Source organism: Nocardia sp. CDC519, from assembly GCF_059509835.1.
Genome location: NZ_CM183377.1, coordinates 6432284 through 6449111, shown reverse-complemented (window position 1 = coordinate 6449111; position 16828 = coordinate 6432284). Strand labels below are relative to the sequence as shown.

The 16828-nt window shown below is 67.8% G+C and carries 17 protein-coding genes and 1 riboswitch; of the genes, 11 read left to right on the top strand and 6 right to left on the bottom strand.

The window, feature by feature from the left end:
* Positions 1-16: 16 nt before the first annotated feature.
* Positions 17-1366, bottom strand: a complete 1350-nt coding sequence (gene gdhA / locus AC5W7N_RS29670) for an NADP-specific glutamate dehydrogenase (RefSeq protein ID WP_163815350.1) — start codon at positions 1364-1366, stop codon at positions 17-19.
* A gap of 168 nt (positions 1367-1534) precedes the next feature.
* Positions 1535-2404 (bottom strand): NAD(P)-dependent oxidoreductase, encoded by an 870-nt coding sequence (locus AC5W7N_RS29665; RefSeq protein ID WP_194991598.1) that lies wholly within the window; start codon positions 2402-2404, stop codon positions 1535-1537.
* Positions 2405-2544: 140 nt separating this feature from the next.
* Here AC5W7N_RS29665 and AC5W7N_RS29660 point away from each other — a divergent pair, with 140 nt between their 5' ends.
* The 3 genes from AC5W7N_RS29660 (at position 2545) to AC5W7N_RS29650 (ending at position 4167) form a co-directional block, all read left to right on the top strand.
* Entirely contained in the window at positions 2545-2901 is a 357-nt protein-coding gene (locus AC5W7N_RS29660; protein WP_163815354.1) for a winged helix-turn-helix transcriptional regulator, read from the top strand.
* A 240-nt stretch (positions 2902-3141) separates the two neighbouring features.
* Positions 3142-3891, top strand: a complete 750-nt coding sequence (locus AC5W7N_RS29655) for a nucleotidyltransferase domain-containing protein (RefSeq protein ID WP_495922459.1) — start codon at positions 3142-3144, stop codon at positions 3889-3891.
* 39 nt (positions 3892-3930) lie between these two features.
* Entirely contained in the window at positions 3931-4167 is a 237-nt protein-coding gene (locus AC5W7N_RS29650; protein ID WP_194991596.1) for a hypothetical protein, read from the top strand.
* A gap of 29 nt (positions 4168-4196) precedes the next feature.
* Here the strand turns inward: AC5W7N_RS29650 and AC5W7N_RS29645 are convergent, their stop codons facing one another.
* Together AC5W7N_RS29645 and AC5W7N_RS29640 are read right to left on the bottom strand one after the other, a co-directional pair.
* Positions 4197-4793, bottom strand: coding sequence for a hypothetical protein (locus AC5W7N_RS29645; RefSeq protein ID WP_495922458.1), 597 nt, complete (start codon positions 4791-4793; stop codon positions 4197-4199).
* A gap of 76 nt (positions 4794-4869) precedes the next feature.
* Positions 4870-6510, bottom strand: a complete 1641-nt coding sequence (locus AC5W7N_RS29640; RefSeq protein ID WP_495922457.1) for an Eco57I restriction-modification methylase domain-containing protein — start codon at positions 6508-6510, stop codon at positions 4870-4872.
* A 346-nt stretch (positions 6511-6856) separates the two neighbouring features.
* Here AC5W7N_RS29640 and AC5W7N_RS29635 point away from each other — a divergent pair, with 346 nt between their 5' ends.
* Together AC5W7N_RS29635 and AC5W7N_RS29630 are read left to right on the top strand one after the other, a co-directional pair.
* Positions 6857-8170, top strand: a complete 1314-nt coding sequence (locus AC5W7N_RS29635; protein ID WP_495922456.1) for a M20/M25/M40 family metallo-hydrolase — start codon at positions 6857-6859, stop codon at positions 8168-8170.
* 22 nt (positions 8171-8192) lie between these two features.
* A complete protein-coding gene (locus AC5W7N_RS29630) occupies positions 8193-8720 on the top strand; it encodes a YbhB/YbcL family Raf kinase inhibitor-like protein (protein WP_495922455.1) in 528 nt (175 codons plus the stop codon).
* On the opposite strand, the gene AC5W7N_RS29625 is transcribed toward AC5W7N_RS29630, so the two are convergent.
* Positions 8705-9316: a PLP-dependent transferase gene (locus tag AC5W7N_RS29625; protein WP_495922902.1), complete on the bottom strand. Its 612-nt coding sequence runs from the start codon at positions 9314-9316 to the stop codon at positions 8705-8707. The genes AC5W7N_RS29630 and AC5W7N_RS29625 overlap by 16 nt on opposite strands.
* 87 nt (positions 9317-9403) lie before the next feature.
* A riboswitch (SAM riboswitch) is annotated at positions 9404-9514 on the bottom strand.
* A 291-nt stretch (positions 9515-9805) separates the two neighbouring features.
* Between AC5W7N_RS29625 and AC5W7N_RS29620 the strand changes: the two genes are divergently transcribed.
* The gene (locus AC5W7N_RS29620) at positions 9806-11023 is read left to right on the top strand and encodes an NADP-dependent isocitrate dehydrogenase (RefSeq protein ID WP_014349259.1); all 1218 of its coding nucleotides are present in this window, start codon (positions 9806-9808) and stop codon (positions 11021-11023) included.
* Between the two features lie 143 nt (positions 11024-11166).
* Here AC5W7N_RS29620 and AC5W7N_RS29615 read toward each other — a convergent pair whose 3' ends face one another.
* Positions 11167-12060 (bottom strand): NAD(P)-dependent oxidoreductase, encoded by an 894-nt coding sequence (locus AC5W7N_RS29615; RefSeq protein ID WP_490725535.1) that lies wholly within the window; start codon positions 12058-12060, stop codon positions 11167-11169.
* A gap of 127 nt (positions 12061-12187) precedes the next feature.
* On the opposite strand from AC5W7N_RS29615, the gene AC5W7N_RS29610 reads away from it, so the two are divergent.
* The 5 genes from AC5W7N_RS29610 to AC5W7N_RS29590 all read left to right on the top strand — a co-directional run bounded on the left by AC5W7N_RS29610 (position 12188) and on the right by AC5W7N_RS29590 (position 16816).
* Positions 12188-13195 carry a helix-turn-helix domain-containing protein gene (locus tag AC5W7N_RS29610; RefSeq protein WP_163817068.1) on the top strand — a complete coding sequence of 336 codons (1008 nt, stop codon included), beginning with the start codon at positions 12188-12190 and terminating at the stop codon, positions 13193-13195.
* Between the two features lie 36 nt (positions 13196-13231).
* Positions 13232-13879, top strand: coding sequence for a TetR/AcrR family transcriptional regulator (locus AC5W7N_RS29605; RefSeq protein WP_163817070.1), 648 nt, complete (start codon positions 13232-13234; stop codon positions 13877-13879).
* A 345-nt stretch (positions 13880-14224) separates the two neighbouring features.
* Positions 14225-15430: a lipid-transfer protein gene (locus AC5W7N_RS29600; RefSeq protein ID WP_163817072.1), complete on the top strand. Its 1206-nt coding sequence runs from the start codon at positions 14225-14227 to the stop codon at positions 15428-15430.
* A 61-nt stretch (positions 15431-15491) separates the two neighbouring features.
* Complete coding sequence (locus AC5W7N_RS29595; RefSeq protein WP_036533519.1) at positions 15492-15926, top strand: type II toxin-antitoxin system Rv0910 family toxin; 435 nt, start codon at positions 15492-15494, stop codon at positions 15924-15926.
* Positions 15927-15940: 14 nt separating this feature from the next.
* The gene (locus AC5W7N_RS29590) at positions 15941-16816 is read left to right on the top strand and encodes a MaoC/PaaZ C-terminal domain-containing protein (protein ID WP_163817074.1); all 876 of its coding nucleotides are present in this window, start codon (positions 15941-15943) and stop codon (positions 16814-16816) included.
* Positions 16817-16828: the final 12 nt, after the last annotated feature.

Below are 16828 nucleotides of genomic sequence, written 5' to 3'. Positions count from 1 at the left end.
GCGGCCGAGACGGCGCTCAGATCACCCCGAGCGCCAGCATCGCATCGGCGACCTGGATGAAACCGCCGATATTCGCACCGGCCACATAGTTGCCCGGCATGCCGTATTCGTCGGCGGTGGCCAGGCAGCGGTCATGGATGCCGCGCATGATCTCGGCCAACCGCTGCTCGGTGTGTTCGAAACTCCAGGAATCGCGCGAGGCGTTCTGCTGCATCTCCAGCGCACTGGTGGCCACCCCGCCCGCGTTCGCGGCTTTCCCCGGCGCGAAGGTCACCCCGGCCGCGCCGAACAGTTTCACCGCCTCCGGCGTGCACGGCATATTGGCGCCCTCGGCGACGATATGGCAGCCGTTGGCGATGAGCTTGCCCGCGGCGACACCGTCGAGTTCGTTCTGGGTGGCGCACGGCAACGCGATATCGCAGGGCACCTCCCACAGCGAGCCGCCGGCCACGAAACGCGCCGCACCCGGCCTGGCCTCGGCGTAATCGGCGATCCTGGCCCGGCGTACCTCCTTGATCTCCTTGAGCAACTCCAAGTCGATGCCGTGCTCGTCGACGACATAGCCACTCGAATCCGAGCACGCCACCACGATGCCGCCCAGTTCGTGGATCTTCTCGATGGCATAGATCGCGACATTGCCCGATCCCGACACCACCACCCGCTGCCCCTCCAGCGAACGGCCGGCCGCGGCCAGGATCTCGTTGACGAAGAACACCGCGCCGTACCCGGTGGCTTCCCGCCGGACCTGGGATCCGCCCCAGGTCAAGCCTTTTCCGGTGAGCACACCGGACTCGTAGCGGTTGGTGATGCGCTTGTATTGGCCGAACAGGTAACCGATTTCGCGACCACCAACGCCGGTGTCGCCGGCGGGGACGTCGGTGTGCTCACCGAGGTGGCGGTACAGCTCGGTCATGAACGCCTGACAGAACCGCATCACCTCGCCCTCGGAACGGCCCTTCGGGTCGAAATCCGAACCGCCCTTACCGCCGCCGATGGGCAGCCCCGTCAGCGAGTTCTTGAAGATCTGCTCGAAGCCGAGGAACTTCACGATCCCCAGATACACCGACGGATGAAACCGCAACCCGCCCTTGTAGGGGCCGAGCGCGGAGTTGAACTCGACCCGGAACCCGCGGTTGATCTGTACCGCGCCGGAATCGTCGACCCACGGCACCCGGAAGATGATCTGGCGTTCGGGTTCACACAGCCGGCGGATCACCGCGGCGTCGGCATAGTGCGGATGCTTGGCGACCACGGGGCCGAGGCTGTCGAGTACCTCGTGCACAGCCTGATGGAACTCGGTTTCGCCGGGGTTGCGGCGCAACACCTCGTCGTAGATGTCGCTCAGCTTCGCGTCCAGGACAGCCACCCGCGGACTCCTTGTCGTCGTCGTTGCCTGCTCGGCCGGACCCTCCGGTCACCGCCGGATACGACCGGCCGAACCTCACACGCTAACCGCACCGGCGGTGAGGCCCGGACCACACGTCCCGGTCAGCCGCCAACGGCCGCCGCGCGGGCCCGTCGCCCGGGGCCGGGGTCAGGCGATTTCTTCGACCGTGCGCTCGAAGGCCAGTGCGCCATTGCCCTCGGCGATCTGACGGTCGAGCAGATGCTGCATCGGCGCCAGGAAATCGGGGGCGGCGCCGGCATCGCGGGTGGCACGCACGATCGCGTCGATGGCGGACTTGTGGAATGCGATGCCCTGCACGCCATCGCGGTAATCGCCGGTGTCGATGAGTTTTCCGTAGTCGGGCAGCAGCTGCGCCATCGCCGCCACCCACGCGGCCGCGCGTTCGGCGTAGGCCTGGGCCGACACACCGACCGAGCGCGTCATCGCCACACCGTTGAAGAAGCCGCCGAACATCCCGTACATCGCCGCCAGCAGCGCGAAGTCCAGGGTCGAGGCCAGCCCGGCGTCGGTACCGAAGTATTCGGCCGAGGCCAGCAGTTCCAGCATCGCGCGGTGCTCGTCGAAGACCGTCTGTGCGCCGCTGTAGAGGATGGACGCGCCGGGCTGCCCGATCATCGGCGGGACGGCCATGATGCCGCCGTCGAGGTAGTCGATGCCGCGGGCGGCGGCCCACTCGGCCGACGCCCGCGACTCCTCGGGCGTCGTGCTGGTCAGATTGATCACCGCGCGACCGGACAGCTGTTCGGCCACCGGGTCGAGGGTGGTGTGCACCGAGGCGTGGTCGAGCAGCAGCACGATGATCACCGGACTCGCGGCAACCGCGTCGGTGAGCGCGGCGGCACTGCTCGCACCGGCGGCGACGAGCTCGCCGTCCTTGCCGGGCGTGCGGTTCCAGACCGTCACGGACCGGCCACCTTTGAGCAACGTGGCGGCGAAGGCTCGGCCCATGGCGCCGAGGCCGAGGACGGTGACCGGTGCGGGGGTGGTGTCGGGCATGGAAGACATCTCCTGGGTTCGGTAGCGCGCCGATGCGCGCCGCATGCCCCAACACTGCGGTGTACCGGAAGACCCGACAAGTACCTACTATTTGGTCGGGTACTTACCACACCGTGTGTGAACAGGTAGCGAGGTCGGCAATGGGTGCGAAGAGATCCGGACCATACTTCTGCGGCATCGACGCGGCCATGGACGTCGTCGGCGGCAAATGGAAATCGCTGATCCTGTGGGAGCTGCACAACCACGGCATGCGCCGCTTCGGCGAACTGCGCCGCGGCCTTCCCGGTATTTCGGAGAAGATGCTCATCCAGCAACTCCGCGAACTCGAAGAAGACGAGATCGTCGACCGCACCGTCTACGCCGAGGTGCCACCGCGCGTGGAATACCGGCTCACCGAACTCGGCGCCGCCCTCAACGCCGCGCTCGGCCCGCTGGGGGAGTGGGGGCGCGAGCGGATCGCGCGAATCGGGGCGGACAAGATCCACGTCGCCTCCTAGGACCGGCGACGGCGTCGCCGAGCGCCTCGATCACGCGAGCGCCTGGAGTCAGGTCATCGACCGGCGCCGCGACAGGGATCGGCGCCGCGGATAATGCCGCGCACATCGCGCTGGTGCTCGGTACCATCGCCGGTCGTGGAGTGATGACAGCGCGGCCCCCCTGATCGCGGCCCGGATACCCGGGCGCGATGGATGGTGCTGCCCGCAGGTTCTTTCATCGCTCCGATCCAGAGGACAGCCATGACCGACGAGCAGTTTCTCGCCCACCTCACCGACCGCCTCGCCGCGCTGCCCGGCGTCGAGGCGGTCACCCTCGGCGGATCCCGCGCCGAAGGCACCCACACTCCCGACAGCGACTGGGACCTTGCCGTCTACTACCGCCACGGCTTCGACCCCGCCGACCTGCGCGCCATCGGCTGGCCCGGCGAGGTGTTCGACCTCGGTGCGTGGGGCGGCGGGGTGTTCAACGGCGGCGCGTGGCTCACCGTCGACGGCCGCCGCGTCGACATCCACTACCGCGACCTGGCCGCCGTCGACCGCGAACTCACCGAGGCCGAGGCGGGCCGATTCCATTGGGAACCATTGATGTTCCATTTGGCGGGCATCCCCAGCTATCTGCTGGTCGCCGAACTCGCGATCAACAGCGTGCTGCACGGTGCGCTGCCGCGCCCGGACTACCCGCGGGCCCTGCGCGAATCCGCGCCGCCGGTGTGGCGCGAACGCGCCGCGCTCACCCTCACCTACGCCGACAACGCCTATGCCGCACGCGGACACCGCACCGAAGTGGCAGGGGCGCTGGCGACAGCGGCGGTGCAGACCGCGCACGCGGTGCTCGCGGCCCGCGGCACCTGGGTGGTCAACGAGAAGCGGATGCTGAACCGCGCCGGGCTGCGCGGTGTCGACGACATCATCGCGGAGCTGGTGCCGCAGCCGCAGCGTTTACATGCTGCCATCGAGCAGGCGCGCGAGCTGTTCGACCGCGCCCAGTAGCGCACCGGCGCGCCCACCGCCGGACAACGAAGACGGCCGGTGGGCGCGAACCAGCGCCCCGCGGCTACAGCATTCGCCCGAATCACCATGCACCCCGGCGATATCGAGAAGACTCCACGCCCCGGGGCGCAGCAGCGGCACGGCGTGTCGTCCGCCGGCACTCACCCCGAGAACGGCGGGAATTTCCCGCCGCTGGAGGTTCCCCGATATCTCGTCGAGGGCCTGCGCGAAGGCGCGGCGGCAGTGCTGGCCGCGGATCGGTGCGGCGCGGGTTGATCGCTCGGGAGGCGTGATCGGTGTGTGGGTTACCCCACGCGCACCAAGGCGGTGGCGCCGAGTTCGGATCGGGCCGCGGCCACGAGGTCGAACTCGATGGCCGCGATCGCGCGGTAGCTGGCGATGTAGTGCTCGATCAGCTTCTTGTGTTCGTCGAAGCCGATCGGCTCCCGCGCCACCGTCGCCGCGGCGGCCTTGGTCACCGAGTGCAGGGCCTGGCCGAGCCGGTCGCATTCTTCGAGCAGAGCGTCATCGGCGAGCAGGCGAATCACGTTGAACAGCACGGGAAGCCGGTCCAAGGTGTGCAGGATCTGGGCCTCGGCGTCGTCGACGGTCTCGGCGCTCCACTCCGCGCGCCGATCCAGCTGATCGGTGACCTCCTCGGAGATGGCGAGGATGTCGGAGACTGCGTCGAGCACCTTTTCCCGCCGCCACCGGTCATGATCGCGGCTCGCGGCAGCGCCGTGGGTGGCCTCGGTGGTGCGTTGCGCCGCCTCCACCGCCGCAGCCGCGCGCTCGTCGGCGGCGATGATCGCGCGCCGATGCGAGCGGTGGGTCGCCAGGATCGTCAACGACAGCGCAACGACGACAACAACCGAACTGATGAGGGGCAGCCACGCAGTCACGCCGCCATCATCGCACCACCGCCCGCCACGGCGTCCCGCGGTCGGTGATGCTCCCACTGGATGAGACGGCAGCGGCCTACAGACCGAACGCGGCGTCGAGCAACTCATCGATCGCCGCGCACTGCTGCGCGGAGGGGACCGCGCCGGCGGCGAGGACATCGGCGACCAGGGCGATGATCTCGCGGGCCGCCGCGCATTCCGGGGCGGGCAGCGGCAATCGGGCCACGTACTGCGTCATCCAGCGGCGGCGCCCGGAATAGAGCCGGTTACCGCACACTTCGTCATAGAAGCGCAGGCCCAGCCGCGAATTGGCGACGGCCAGCATCAGATAGGCCAGCTCGTCGCCCCCGATATCGGGCACCGACATCCAGTAGCAGTTGCCGTTGACGATCGCCCCGGACCGGTCGAGCGCGAAACGCGCGGTGGCACTGATATCGGGGAACACGATCTTGGGTGCCGCCCACCGCGCAGGCTGTTGCGGCACCCAGATCTCATACCATTCGCGCCCGCCCTCGGCGACGTAGCGGCGGCTGCGCAACCGGTCGGCATGCGCCTCCAGATAGGCGCGGGTATCCGGGTAGTCGGCCAGATCCACCACCGTCCGTCTGGCGTGGTCGAGCACGTACGGATACAGCACCCGGCTCGCCGGTGCGGGCGAGACCCGCCACGCGAGCACATCGTGCTGGGTGAGCAGCGGACGCAACAGCGACTGCTCCGGGCGCGGACTGCGTTCGTGCCAAGCGTCGGAGATGAACACCGGGTCCGCGGTGGTCTTGATGCCCACCCGGATGCGCGCTACCTCACCGAATCGGCGCCAGGTGCCGGCCTGCACCCGCTGCAACCACGCATCGCCTGCGGCATGCGAGCGTCGCCAGGGCAGGTGCGCGTCAACGGCCGATGCGAGATGCCCGGACCTGATGGCGATGGTGCGCCCACCGTGGTCGATGACGGTGTCAGCACCGGCGGTCAGCGCCTCGTACAAGCCGATCGCACTGTTCGGCACGGCGCGCATGTCCTGGTAGGCGGAGGTGTAGACGCACCGGGACGCCCCATCGGGTGCCCGGTTGCGGGCGATGACGATCGCGGGCAGCACCGCGGCGGTGAACAGTTTGGTGTCACCGAGGTCGTAGAGCTCGAGCGGTTGCAACGACTGCTGCAATACCGCCCGCACATTGGCGCCCGCCCGGGTGGTGAGGAACCGGTTCGAACACAGCAGCCCGACCACCCCGTCCGGGCGCAGCAGCGCGGGCAGCAACACCACGAACGGGTGGGTGAGATCGATGCGGCCACGCAGTCCGAACCGGGCGGCCAGTAGTCGGGCGGTCACCTGCCCGAGTTGCTGGACCCGCACATACGGCGGATTGGTGATCACGGCGTCGAAACCGGCGGTATCGAGTTCGGTTCGTGCGTCCAGGAAATCGCCCGCGTGCAGGTCGACCGCGATACCGAGGCGCGCCGCCCGCACCCGCGCCACCCCGAGCGCGTCGCGGTCCAGGTCGTAGCCGGTGAGCCGCACCGCGATCCCGGGCCGACGTTCGGTCACCGCACGGTAGGCCGCGAACAGTAACTCGCCATCACCGCAGGCGGGATCCAGGATCCGCAGTTCGGTACGTTCGTCGTCGAGATGGTCGACGACGCGCTCGGCCAGGAACCGTGCGAGATCGGTGGGCGTGTAGTGCTTGCCGTGCCGCTTGATCTCGGCCGGACTCTCGCTCACCCGCTCTCCGCTCCGTCGGTGCCGGCTCCGTGCGGACAGCGTACGAGGCGAACGACCTGCGGCTACCGGAATTGGCTCAGGTGTCATGCCCGGCTCGGACGCGGTCGCCGCCGACCACGTCGCACACCCGCCTCGCGCGCTCGACCGCACAAGCGACGGCACGCCGGATTCGGCTCACCGCGACTCGAACCCGCCGGACCCCGCCGAACGCCCCGACCAGCGGATCGGCGGCTGCCCGGGCGCCGCGCGACCGACCGAACCACCGGCAACCCCGCCCGCGGATGGTAGGAAAGGGTACGTGTCGGCAACTGGCGGAGTACCGGGTTCACAGCAACGTTCTCGCGCGGTGTCGGAGGTGGTGGATCTGGTCAGTGCGCTGATCCGGTTCGACACCTCCAACACCGGCGAGCTGGCCACCACCAAAGGCGAACAGGAATGCGCCGAATGGGTGGCCGAGAAACTGCGCGAGGTCGGCTACACCACCGAATACGTCGAATCCGGTGCGCCGGGTCGCGGCAACGTCTTCGCCCGCCTGCCCGGTGCCGATTCCTCCCGGGGCGCGCTGCTCATGCACGGGCACCTGGATGTGGTGCCCGCCCGCGCCGAGGATTGGAGCGTGCATCCGTTCTCCGGCGCGGTCCGCGACGGCTATGTGTGGGGCCGCGGTGCGGTCGATATGAAGGACATGGTCGGGATGATGCTGGCGGTGGCACGCCAGTTCAAGATCGAGGGCACCGTCCCGCCGCGCGATCTGGTGTTCGCCTTCCTCGCCGACGAGGAGAACGGCGGCAAATGGGGCTCGCACTGGCTGGTCGACAATCGCCCCGACCTGTTCGACGGCATCACCGAAGCGGTCGGGGAGGTGGGTGGTTTCTCGCTGACGGTGCCGCGCCCCGACGGCGGGGAGCGGCGGCTGTATCTGGTGGAGACCGCGGAAAAAGGTTTGGGGTGGATGCGGTTGCGGGCCAAGGCCCGCGCCGGGCACGGCTCGTTCCTGCACGAAGACAATGCCGTCACCATCCTCGCCGGCGCCGTCGCACGCCTGGGCACCCACACCTTCCCGCTGGTGATCTCGGATTCGGTGGCGGAGTTCCTGGCCGCGGTGTCGCAGGAATCGGGCCTCGACTTCGACCCGCACAGCCCCGACATCGAAGGCACCCTGGCCAAACTGGGCTCGATCGCGCGGATCATCGGTGCCACCCTGCGCGATACCGCCAATCCGACGATGCTCGACGCCGGCTACAAGGCCAACGTCATCCCGCAGACGGCGGAGGCGGTGGTGGACTGTCGGGTGGTGCCCGGCCGGCAGGCCGCCTTCGAACGCGAGGTCGACGAACTCATCGGCCCGGATGTGGAACGGGAGTGGATCACCAAACTCGACTCCTACGAAACCACCTTCGACGGCCACCTCGTCGACGCCATGAACGAGGCGATCCTCGCCCACGACCCGCAGGGCCGCACCGTGCCCTACATGCTGTCGGGCGGCACCGACGCGAAAGCGTTCGCCCGCTTGGGGATCCGCTGCTTCGGCTTCGCGCCGCTGCGGCTGCCGCCGGAACTGGACTTCGCGGCCCTGTTCCACGGCGTCGACGAACGGGTCCCGGTCGACGCCCTCGAATTCGGCACCCAGGTGCTGGAACACTTCCTGTTGCACAGCTGAACCGATCCGAGATGAGGAGCCAATGAGCTACAACCCCTATGACGCTCTCCCGCAGGTCCCGTCCTTCACCGTGACCTCCGACGATGTGGCCGACGGCCAGAGGTTCGGCAACGACCAGGTCAGCGGCGTGTTCGGGGCCGGAGGCAAGGATGTGTCGCCGCAGCTGTCGTGGTCGGGTTTCCCCGACGGAACCAAGAGCTTCGGCGTCACCGTCTTCGACCCCGACGCACCGACGGCCTCCGGTTTCTGGCATTGGGCCGTGGCGAACATCCCCGCCACGGTGACGTCGCTGCCGGCCGGTGCGGGCAGCCAGGGCGGTGAACTGCCAACGGGTGCGGTGCAATTGCGCAACGACGGCGGCTTCGCCGGCTTCGTCGGCGCCGCCCCACCTTCCGGGCACGGACCGCACCGCTACTTCATCGTCGTGCACGCCGTCGACGTCGACTCCCTCGACATCCCCGCCGACGCCAGCCCGGCCTTCCTCGGTTTCAACCTGTTCTCCCATACCCTCGCCCGCGCCACCCTGGTCGCCACCTACGAGCAGAACTGAGCAGGACAGGCGACGGTGTTATCGACGATCAACGGCACCCCGGCCGCGTGCGCGACCTCGGCGATACCGGGAATGTCGAAGACCACGCTGCTGGGGTTGGCGATGGTCTCACCGAAGAACGCCTTGGTGTTCGGGCGCACCGCGGCCCGCCACTGCTCGAGATCGTCGGGATCGTCGACGAAGGAGACCTCGATCCCGAGCTTGGGCAGGCTGTAGCGGAACAGGTTGTAGGTGCCGCCGTACAGGTGCGGGCTGGACACGATGTGATCACCCGCGCCCGCGAGGTTCAAGATCGCATAGGTCTCCGCGGCCTGCCCCGACGCCACCAACAACGCCGCAACCCCACCCTCGAGCGCGGCGATCCGCTGCTCCACCACATCCTGGGTGGGATTCATGATCCGGGTATAGATATTGCCCGGCTCGGCCAACCCGAACAACGCCGCCGCATGATCGGTATCACGAAAGGCATACGACGTCGTCTGATAAATCGGCAACGCGCGGGCGCCGGTGCTGTCGTCGGGCGCTTGTCCGGCGTGGATCTGCTTGGTCTCGAAAGACCAGGTCGCGGTCGGATCGGGCGCTGTGGCGTCGGTCAAGGAAGGCTCCAAAGGTTGTTCGCCGGGATTACGGGGTTATCTGTGCGCGAGCGACAAACAACAACAACACATCTCGGTGACCTCCTACGCGCGCGCTTGCTTCCGACTCTCGGAAGCCCGGTCCTCACCCGGAGCACCCCACCGCTGCAGGAGGGTTGCCGTCCAGCTAGCCGGGGCTTTGCACTGGCTCTCATGACCTGACCGACATCGTAACCGGCGCCATGTCGCGGACCGAACCCCGGCTTCCCATGTCCGGGATCGGAGGCGAGTGACCTGCGGCGGAATCGACGGCGGAGCGTAATCCGCCTCACACCCTGCCCTACCCGCGCGGTGAGATAGCCACCAGCAGTACGCTTGTCTTGTTTGCACCAGACGTCTCGCGGACAACACGAGGCGTATACGTTGTCTGTTGAACAGCTGGGGTCCGCTCACAAGCGTGTTCGCCTGGCCGTGCAATGAGGGCACCATCCTAGGAGGACACGAAGATCCATGTCCAAGATCAAGGTTGAAGGCACCGTCGTAGAACTCGACGGCGACGAGATGACCCGGATCATCTGGCAGTTCATCAAGGACAAGCTGATCCACCCCTATCTCGATGTGAACCTCGAGTACTACGACCTCGGCATCGAGTACCGCGACAAGACCGACGACCAGGTCACGGTCGACGCGGCGAACGCCATCAAGAAGCACGGCGTCGGCGTGAAGTGTGCCACCATCACCCCCGACGAGGCCCGGGTCGAAGAGTTCGGTCTCAAGAAGATGTGGCGCTCGCCCAACGGCACCATCCGCAACATTCTCGGCGGCACGATCTTCCGCGCGCCGATCATCATCTCCAACGTTCCGCGCCTGGTGCCCGGTTGGACCAAGCCGATCATCATCGGCCGTCACGCCTTCGGCGACCAGTACCGCGCCACCGACTTCAAGGTCTTCCAGGGCGGCACCGTCACCCTGACCTTCACCCCCGACGACGGCAGTGAGCCGATCGTGCACGAGGTCGTGAAGATGCCCGAGGACGGCGGCGTCGTCATGGGTATGTACAACTTCAAGAAGTCGATCGAGGACTTCGCGCGGGCGTCGTTCAACTACGGCCTGCAGCAGAACTACCCGGTCTACATGTCGACGAAGAACACCATCCTGAAGGCCTACGACGGCATGTTCAAGGACACCTTCCAGGAGATCTTCGACGCCGAGTTCAAGAGCCAGTTCGACGCCGCGGGCCTGACCTACGAGCACCGCCTGATCGACGACATGGTCGCCTCCTCCATGAAGTGGGAGGGCGGCTACGTCTGGGCCTGCAAGAACTACGACGGCGACGTGCAGTCCGACACGGTGGCGCAGGGCTTCGGCTCACTGGGCCTGATGACCTCGGTGCTGCTGACCCCGGACGGCCAGACCTGCGAGGCCGAGGCCGCGCACGGCACCGTCACCCGGCACTACCGCCAGCACCAGCAGGGCAAGCCGACCTCGACCAACCCGATCGCGTCGATCTTCGCCTGGACTCGTGGTCTCGAGCACCGCGGCAAGCTGGACAATACCCCCGAGGTGATCGGCTTCGCGCAGACCCTCGAGGACGTCGTCATCAAGACCGTCGAGGGTGGTCAGATGACCAAGGACCTCGCGCTGCTCGTCGGCGGTGACCAGGGCTACCTGACCACCGAGGAGTTCTTGGCCGCGCTGGACGCCAACCTGGCGCGCGCCCTCCGCTGAGCCGGTTTCGGCAGACCGAACCGCTCGACAGGACCGCTGCCGGCCGTGCGGCGCCCCTACCGAGGCGCTGCGGCCGGCGACATGGTCCGGCTGAAAACGGGCACCCCGCACATCATGCGGGGTGCCCGAAGTGTTTTCCGGGGTCAGTGCACGGCGGCCGGACGCCCGGCGAGCAACCCGGTGACGGCGGCGGTGAAGCTGTCCGCGCCGCGACCCGCCTCGGTCTGGGTGTCGAACAGCCGTTGCAGCGGGTCGAGCAGTTCGGTCGACACACCCTGGTTGCGCGCGGCCGCCCGAATGTTGTCCAGCCCGATCCGATTGGCGGTGAGGTCGGAGAAGTTCACCGGGAACTCCCGCGAATCGATCTCGGCGGCCAGCGTCGGCAGCAGCTCGAGCAGTGACCGCAGCCACGGGATGAGGTAGCCGTCGGTGAATGCCGTCGCGCCGACGCCCTCGCTGCCCACCATGGCCACCGCTTGGAAGAAACCGCCGAAGAGGCCGTACATGCCGGCCAGCACCGCCATATCGTGCAGTCCGGCCAGTCCGGCGTCGGCGCCCAGGTAGTTCACCGTGCCGAGTTCGCCGAGGGTGCCCGCGTGCCGCCGCTGTGCCTCGGGCGAGCCGCTGTAGAGGAACAGCGTGTCCGGCGTGCCGAGGGTTTGCGGGACGCCGAGGATCGCGCCGTCCAAGAACCGTCCACCGAGCTCGCCGACCCGGACGCCCAGTTCGCGGGCCTGGTCGGGACGGCCGGTGGCGACGTTGAGGATGTCGCGGCCGGCCACCAGGTCGCGCCCCTGCTCGACCAGTTCGGCGGCGGTGCCGGTGTCGACTCCGGCGATCACGATCAGTTCACCGGCCGCGATGGCGGCCTCGGCCGAATCGGCTCGGTGGACCCCGAGCGCGTCGAGCTGTTCGGCTTTGCCCGGCGTCCGGTTCCACACCGTCGTCGGGTGGCCGTTGCGCAGGAACACCTCGGCCAGGGCGGCGCCGATACGGCCGAGCCCGAGCACGGTCACCGCGGTGCGATTGTCGGTCATGATGTGACTCCTGTTGCTGGTGATGTCGGTGGTGTGGGCCCGAGAAGAAGCTTGCGTCATGCCGGTGCCGGGGTGTGAGTGGCAGGACTGACAGCAGGCGAACGATTACTGCCATAGGCTGGATGTCATGTCCGGACATGTCGTGGCGCTGGCCGTCTCACCCGGCGAACTGCACCCGTGGGATCTGTACGAACTCGGCGTGGTGGCGTCGATCTTCGGCACGCCCCAGCCGGACCTCGCGGACCCCTGGTACGAGCTGCGCGTGTGCACGGTGGAAACGCGGACACGGACCCAGCCGCTCGGTTTCGGTACCTTTCTGCGCGCCGAACACGGGCGGGCGGACCTGCTCGCCGCCGACACCGTCATCGTGCCGTCCGTCGCGCACGACTACCTGCGCGACGGCGGCGCGGTTCCGGCCGAGCTGGTCGAGGTGATCGCCGCCGCCCATGCCGGGGGAGCGCGCATCGTCGCCCTCTGCGACGGGATCTTCGCGCTGGCCGAGGCGGGCATCCTCACCGGCCGCCGAGTGACCGCGCACTGGGAGCACGCGGCGGCGCTGGCCGCGCGGTATCCGCGGATCGCGGTCGACGATTCGGTGCTCTATGTCGACGACGGCGACGTGCTCACCAGCGCGGGCATGACGGCGGCCCTCGACCTGTGCCTGCATCTGGTGCGCCGCGATTTCGGCGCCCTGGTGGCCAACCGGCTGGCCCGGCGCATGGTGATCCCGCCGCATCGATCCGGCGGGCAGGCGCAGTTCGTCGAACTGTCGGTGCCGACGTCGGAGTCCGACGATCTCGGCCCCGTACTGCAATGGGCGGCGGCGAATCTGGATCGGCCACTGACCGTCGACACGCTGGCCGCCCGCGCGAATATGAGCCCGCGGACCTTTCACCGGCGGGTGCACCGGTCCACCGGCGTGACCCCGATGCGCTGGCTGCTCAACCAGCGGCTCGGTCACGCGCAATCATTGCTGGAATCAACCGATTTCGGGATGGCACGGATCGCGCGGATGACCGGGCTCGGCACCGCGACGAATCTGCGCCGCCATTTCGGCGCCGTGGTCGGGGTGACCCCGGCCGAGTACCGCAGGACCTTCCGGCGCCGCGAACCGCATATCGTCGCCGCCTCGTGAACATACCGACCTGCATGTAAAGGTAGAATCCTCCGAATGGCCAGAACCGCACTCACCAAGCCCGCGCGCCGTACCCAGGAGCAGCGCAGTAGCGAGATGCGGGTGCGACTGCTCGACGCCACCATCGACTGCCTGGTCGAATACGGCTACGCGGGCACCACGACGCCCCGGGTCGCCGAACGAGCCGGGGTCACCCGCGGCGCCCAGGTGCACCACTTCGGCTCCAAGAACGACCTGGTGGTCGCGGCCATCAGTCACCTGGCGCAACGCCGGGCCGAAACCGCGATGCGCGATATGGGCCGGGTGGAGAGCGTCGACGATCCGGTCGACGCGGCGCTGGATTTCCTCTGGGAGCTACACCAGGGGCCGCTGTTCATCGCCACCGTCGAACTCTGGGTGGCCGGGCGCACCGATCCGGTGCTCGCCGCGGCCATGGAGAAAGTCGAGCCGTTCGTCAACAACGCGGTATTGCTGGCCGTGGCCCGTTTCGTGCCGGATGAGGTGCGCCGCAAGGATGCCCGCGATTTCGTCTACACCGCCATGGATGCCCTGCGCGGCATCCTGATCTCGAACTTCATCGATCCTGATCCCGAGCGTGCGCGCCGGCGCTGGGGGCGCGCGTGCGCGCACCTGCGCACCATCGCGGCGGCCGCGCTCACATCGAACGGTCCTCGGCCGGTGTGACGGCCGAACGCATGTGCGGTTGGCTTCGGTCTGTGCAAGCGCTCGGCCGATGATCCGGCGCCTGCCCTGAGCCGGTGCGGCGTCCGGCCTGACCCTCGTACCTTGCCGCCGCACGCGCATGTTGCCGGCCCGGTGAGCTCCAGACGTTGTCGCGTACCAATTCGACGGGAATGTCGGCGCCCTGCGCTCTACCGGCCCTGACCGACGTTCTCCGGCCGATAGAGGCCCGCACTCTTGCGGCCTTACATACACACTTGTATGTTTGTTTGTGGTCGAACCGCGCGACTGGCGCGGTTACCTGCGAGCGGCTCCGAAGTCTTCGGGCGGCACAAGGTGAGGAGTTCGATGGCGAACAAGGTCTATGTCGTCGGTGTCGGGATGACGAAGTTCGAAAAGCCCGGCCGGCGCAAGAACGAAGACGGCAGCGACTGGGATTACCCGGACATGGCACGCGAATCGGGGACCAAGGCCCTCGCCGACGCCGGAATCGATTACCGCGAAGTAGAGCAGGCCTACGTCGGCTACGTCTACGGCGAGTCGACTTCGGGTCAGCGCGCGGTCTACGAACTGGGCATGACCGGTATCCCGGTGGTCAATGTCAACAACAACTGCTCCACCGGCTCCACCGCGCTCTACCTTGCGGCACAGGCGATTCGGGGCGGTCTGGCCGACTGCACGCTGGCGCTCGGATTCGAGCGGATGAAGCCCGGTTCACTGGAATCCACCTGGGACGACCGTGAACAACCCATGGGCAAACATATTTTGGCGCTCGCCGAGATCTCCGAGGTGCTGTTCCCGGTGGCTCCGTGGATGTTCGGCGCGGCCGGCCGCGAGCACATGCAGCAGTACGGCACCACGCCGGAGCATTTCGCGAAGATCGGCTACAAGAACCACAAGCACTCGGTGAACAACCCGTACTCGCAGTTCCAGGACGAGTACACGATGGACGACATCCTGGGTGCGCGGATGATCTACGACCCGCTCACCAAGCTCCAGTGCTCGCCCACCTCCGACGGCTCCGGTGCGGTGATCCTGGCCAGCGAGGCCTTCGTGGACTCGCACGATCTGGCCGGGCAGGCGGTGGAGATCGTCGGGCAGGCGATGACCACCGACTACGCCTCCACCTTCGACGGCACCGCGAAGAACATCATCGGCTACGACATGAATGTGCAGGCCGCGCGCAAGGTCTACGACCAGGCCGGCCTCGGCCCGGACGACTTCCAGGTGATCGAGCTGCACGACTGCTTCTCCGCCAATGAGCTGCTGCTCTACGAGGCGCTCGGCCTGTGCGGTGAGGGTGAGGCGGCCAAGCTGCTCGACGCCGATCAGACCACCTACGGCGGCAAGTGGGTCGTCAATCCCTCCGGCGGCCTGATCTCCAAGGGGCATCCGCTGGGTGCGACCGGTCTGGCGCAGTGCTCCGAGCTCACCTGGCAGCTGCGTGGCACCGCGGACAAGCGTCAGGTCGAGGGCGTCACCGCCGCCCTGCAGCACAACATCGGTCTCGGCGGCGCCGCCGTCGTCACCGCCTACCAGCGCGCCGTGCGCTGACCTCCATCATCCGAATTTCGCCGCGACACTGCGAAACCCGTACTCGACGAGGAGCACGACCATGGGTCATATCGACGCAACCAAGAACCTGAACGCCGCCCCGGACGCCGTCTGGGCCGTCGTCTCCGATACCTCCACCTGGGACAAGTGGTTCACCATCCACGAGCGCTGGATGGAGGAGCCGCCCGCCACCCTCACCGCCGGATCGAAGCTGGTCGCCAAGATCTTCATGCTCGGCATGGCGAACAAGATCGAATGGGTTGTCGAGAGCGTCGACGCTCCCAACAAGCTGGTGCTCAGCGGCACCGGCATGGCCGGGGTCAAGGTGAAGTTCTCCTTCGAGATCCAGCCCGAGGGTGCGGGCAGCAAGTTCTCCGTCGACGGTGACTTCGAGGGCGCCCTGATCAAGGGTGCGCTGGGCAAGGCCGTGGAGAAGGACGGCGCCAAGCAGCTGGACAAGACCCTCGAGCAGCTCGACGCGCTGGCGTCGGCCTGAGTGCGGGCGCGCACATGACGACCGAAACAGCGGGCACGAGCGTCGAGTTCGACGATTCGGGGCTGAACGTCTGGTCCGATGAGGAGCGTTTCGAGGTCACCGCGGAGCGGATCGCCGAGTACGCGGCCGCCACCAACGATCCGATTCCCGCACATCTGTCAGGTGAGGTCGCCGCACCGGTCTTCGGCATCGTCCCGGTGTTCGAGGCCATGATGATGCCGGTGATCGACGTGGTGCCGATGGACATCTTCGGCCGGGTGGTGCACGGGGAGCAGGACTTCCACTTCCATCGCCCCATCCGCCCCGGCGACACGCTGGTCTCGCGGGCCAAGGCTATCGGCTACGAGGGCCGCGAGAACGGCACGACGATCACCATCCTGATCGAATGCCGCACCGAGGACGGGGAATTGGTCAACGAGCAGTACCTGACCGCGTTCTTCCGCAATATCGATGTGGGTACCAAGGTCGGCGAGTCGGCTCCGGCGCACAAGTTCGATCCGGCGTTGGCCGAGCAGCCGCCGCTGGCGACGGTCGCCCACCACGTGGACGACGATCAGACCTACCGGTACGCGCCTGCGTCCGGCGATCCGGTTCCGCTGCACCTCGACGAGCAGGTCGCCAAGGATGCCGGTCTGCCGGGCATCATCGCGCACGGGCTGTGCACCATGGCGATGTCGTCGTGGGGTGTGCTCACCGCCGTCGCCGGCTCCGACGTGCATCGGCTGAAGCGGTTCGCGGTGCGGTTTTCCAAGATGGTGTTCCCCGGCGACGATCTGGAGACCCAGATCTGGCGGGTCGGTGCCGAAGACGGCGCCACCACCTACGCGTTCCGGACCGCGCGCGGCGCGGATCTGGTGCTCACCGACGGGCTCGCCGTCGTCACCGACTGATCTCACGCTGTG

Excerpts from the sequence above, each read along its gene's own strand:
- AC5W7N_RS29590 (WP_163817074.1), top strand. The coding sequence starts at position 15,941 with ATGACGACCGAAACAGCGGGCACGAGCGTCGAGTTCGACGATTCGGGG.
- AC5W7N_RS29655 (WP_495922459.1), top strand. The coding sequence starts at position 3,142 with ATGACCGACGAGCAGTTTCTCGCCCACCTCACCGACCGCCTCGCCGCG.
- AC5W7N_RS29665 (WP_194991598.1), bottom strand. The coding sequence starts at position 2,404 with ATGCCCGACACCACCCCCGCACCGGTCACCGTCCTCGGCCTCGGCGCC.
- AC5W7N_RS29660 (WP_163815354.1), top strand. The coding sequence starts at position 2,545 with ATGGGTGCGAAGAGATCCGGACCATACTTCTGCGGCATCGACGCGGCC.
- AC5W7N_RS29620 (WP_014349259.1), top strand. The coding sequence starts at position 9,806 with ATGTCCAAGATCAAGGTTGAAGGCACCGTCGTAGAACTCGACGGCGAC.
- AC5W7N_RS29600 (WP_163817072.1), top strand. The coding sequence starts at position 14,225 with ATGGCGAACAAGGTCTATGTCGTCGGTGTCGGGATGACGAAGTTCGAA.
- AC5W7N_RS29615 (WP_490725535.1), bottom strand. The coding sequence starts at position 12,060 with ATGACCGACAATCGCACCGCGGTGACCGTGCTCGGGCTCGGCCGTATC.
- AC5W7N_RS29610 (WP_163817068.1), top strand. The coding sequence starts at position 12,188 with ATGTCCGGACATGTCGTGGCGCTGGCCGTCTCACCCGGCGAACTGCAC.
- AC5W7N_RS29595 (WP_036533519.1), top strand. The coding sequence starts at position 15,492 with ATGGGTCATATCGACGCAACCAAGAACCTGAACGCCGCCCCGGACGCC.
- AC5W7N_RS29630 (WP_495922455.1), top strand. The coding sequence starts at position 8,193 with ATGAGCTACAACCCCTATGACGCTCTCCCGCAGGTCCCGTCCTTCACC.
- AC5W7N_RS29605 (WP_163817070.1), top strand. The coding sequence starts at position 13,232 with ATGGCCAGAACCGCACTCACCAAGCCCGCGCGCCGTACCCAGGAGCAG.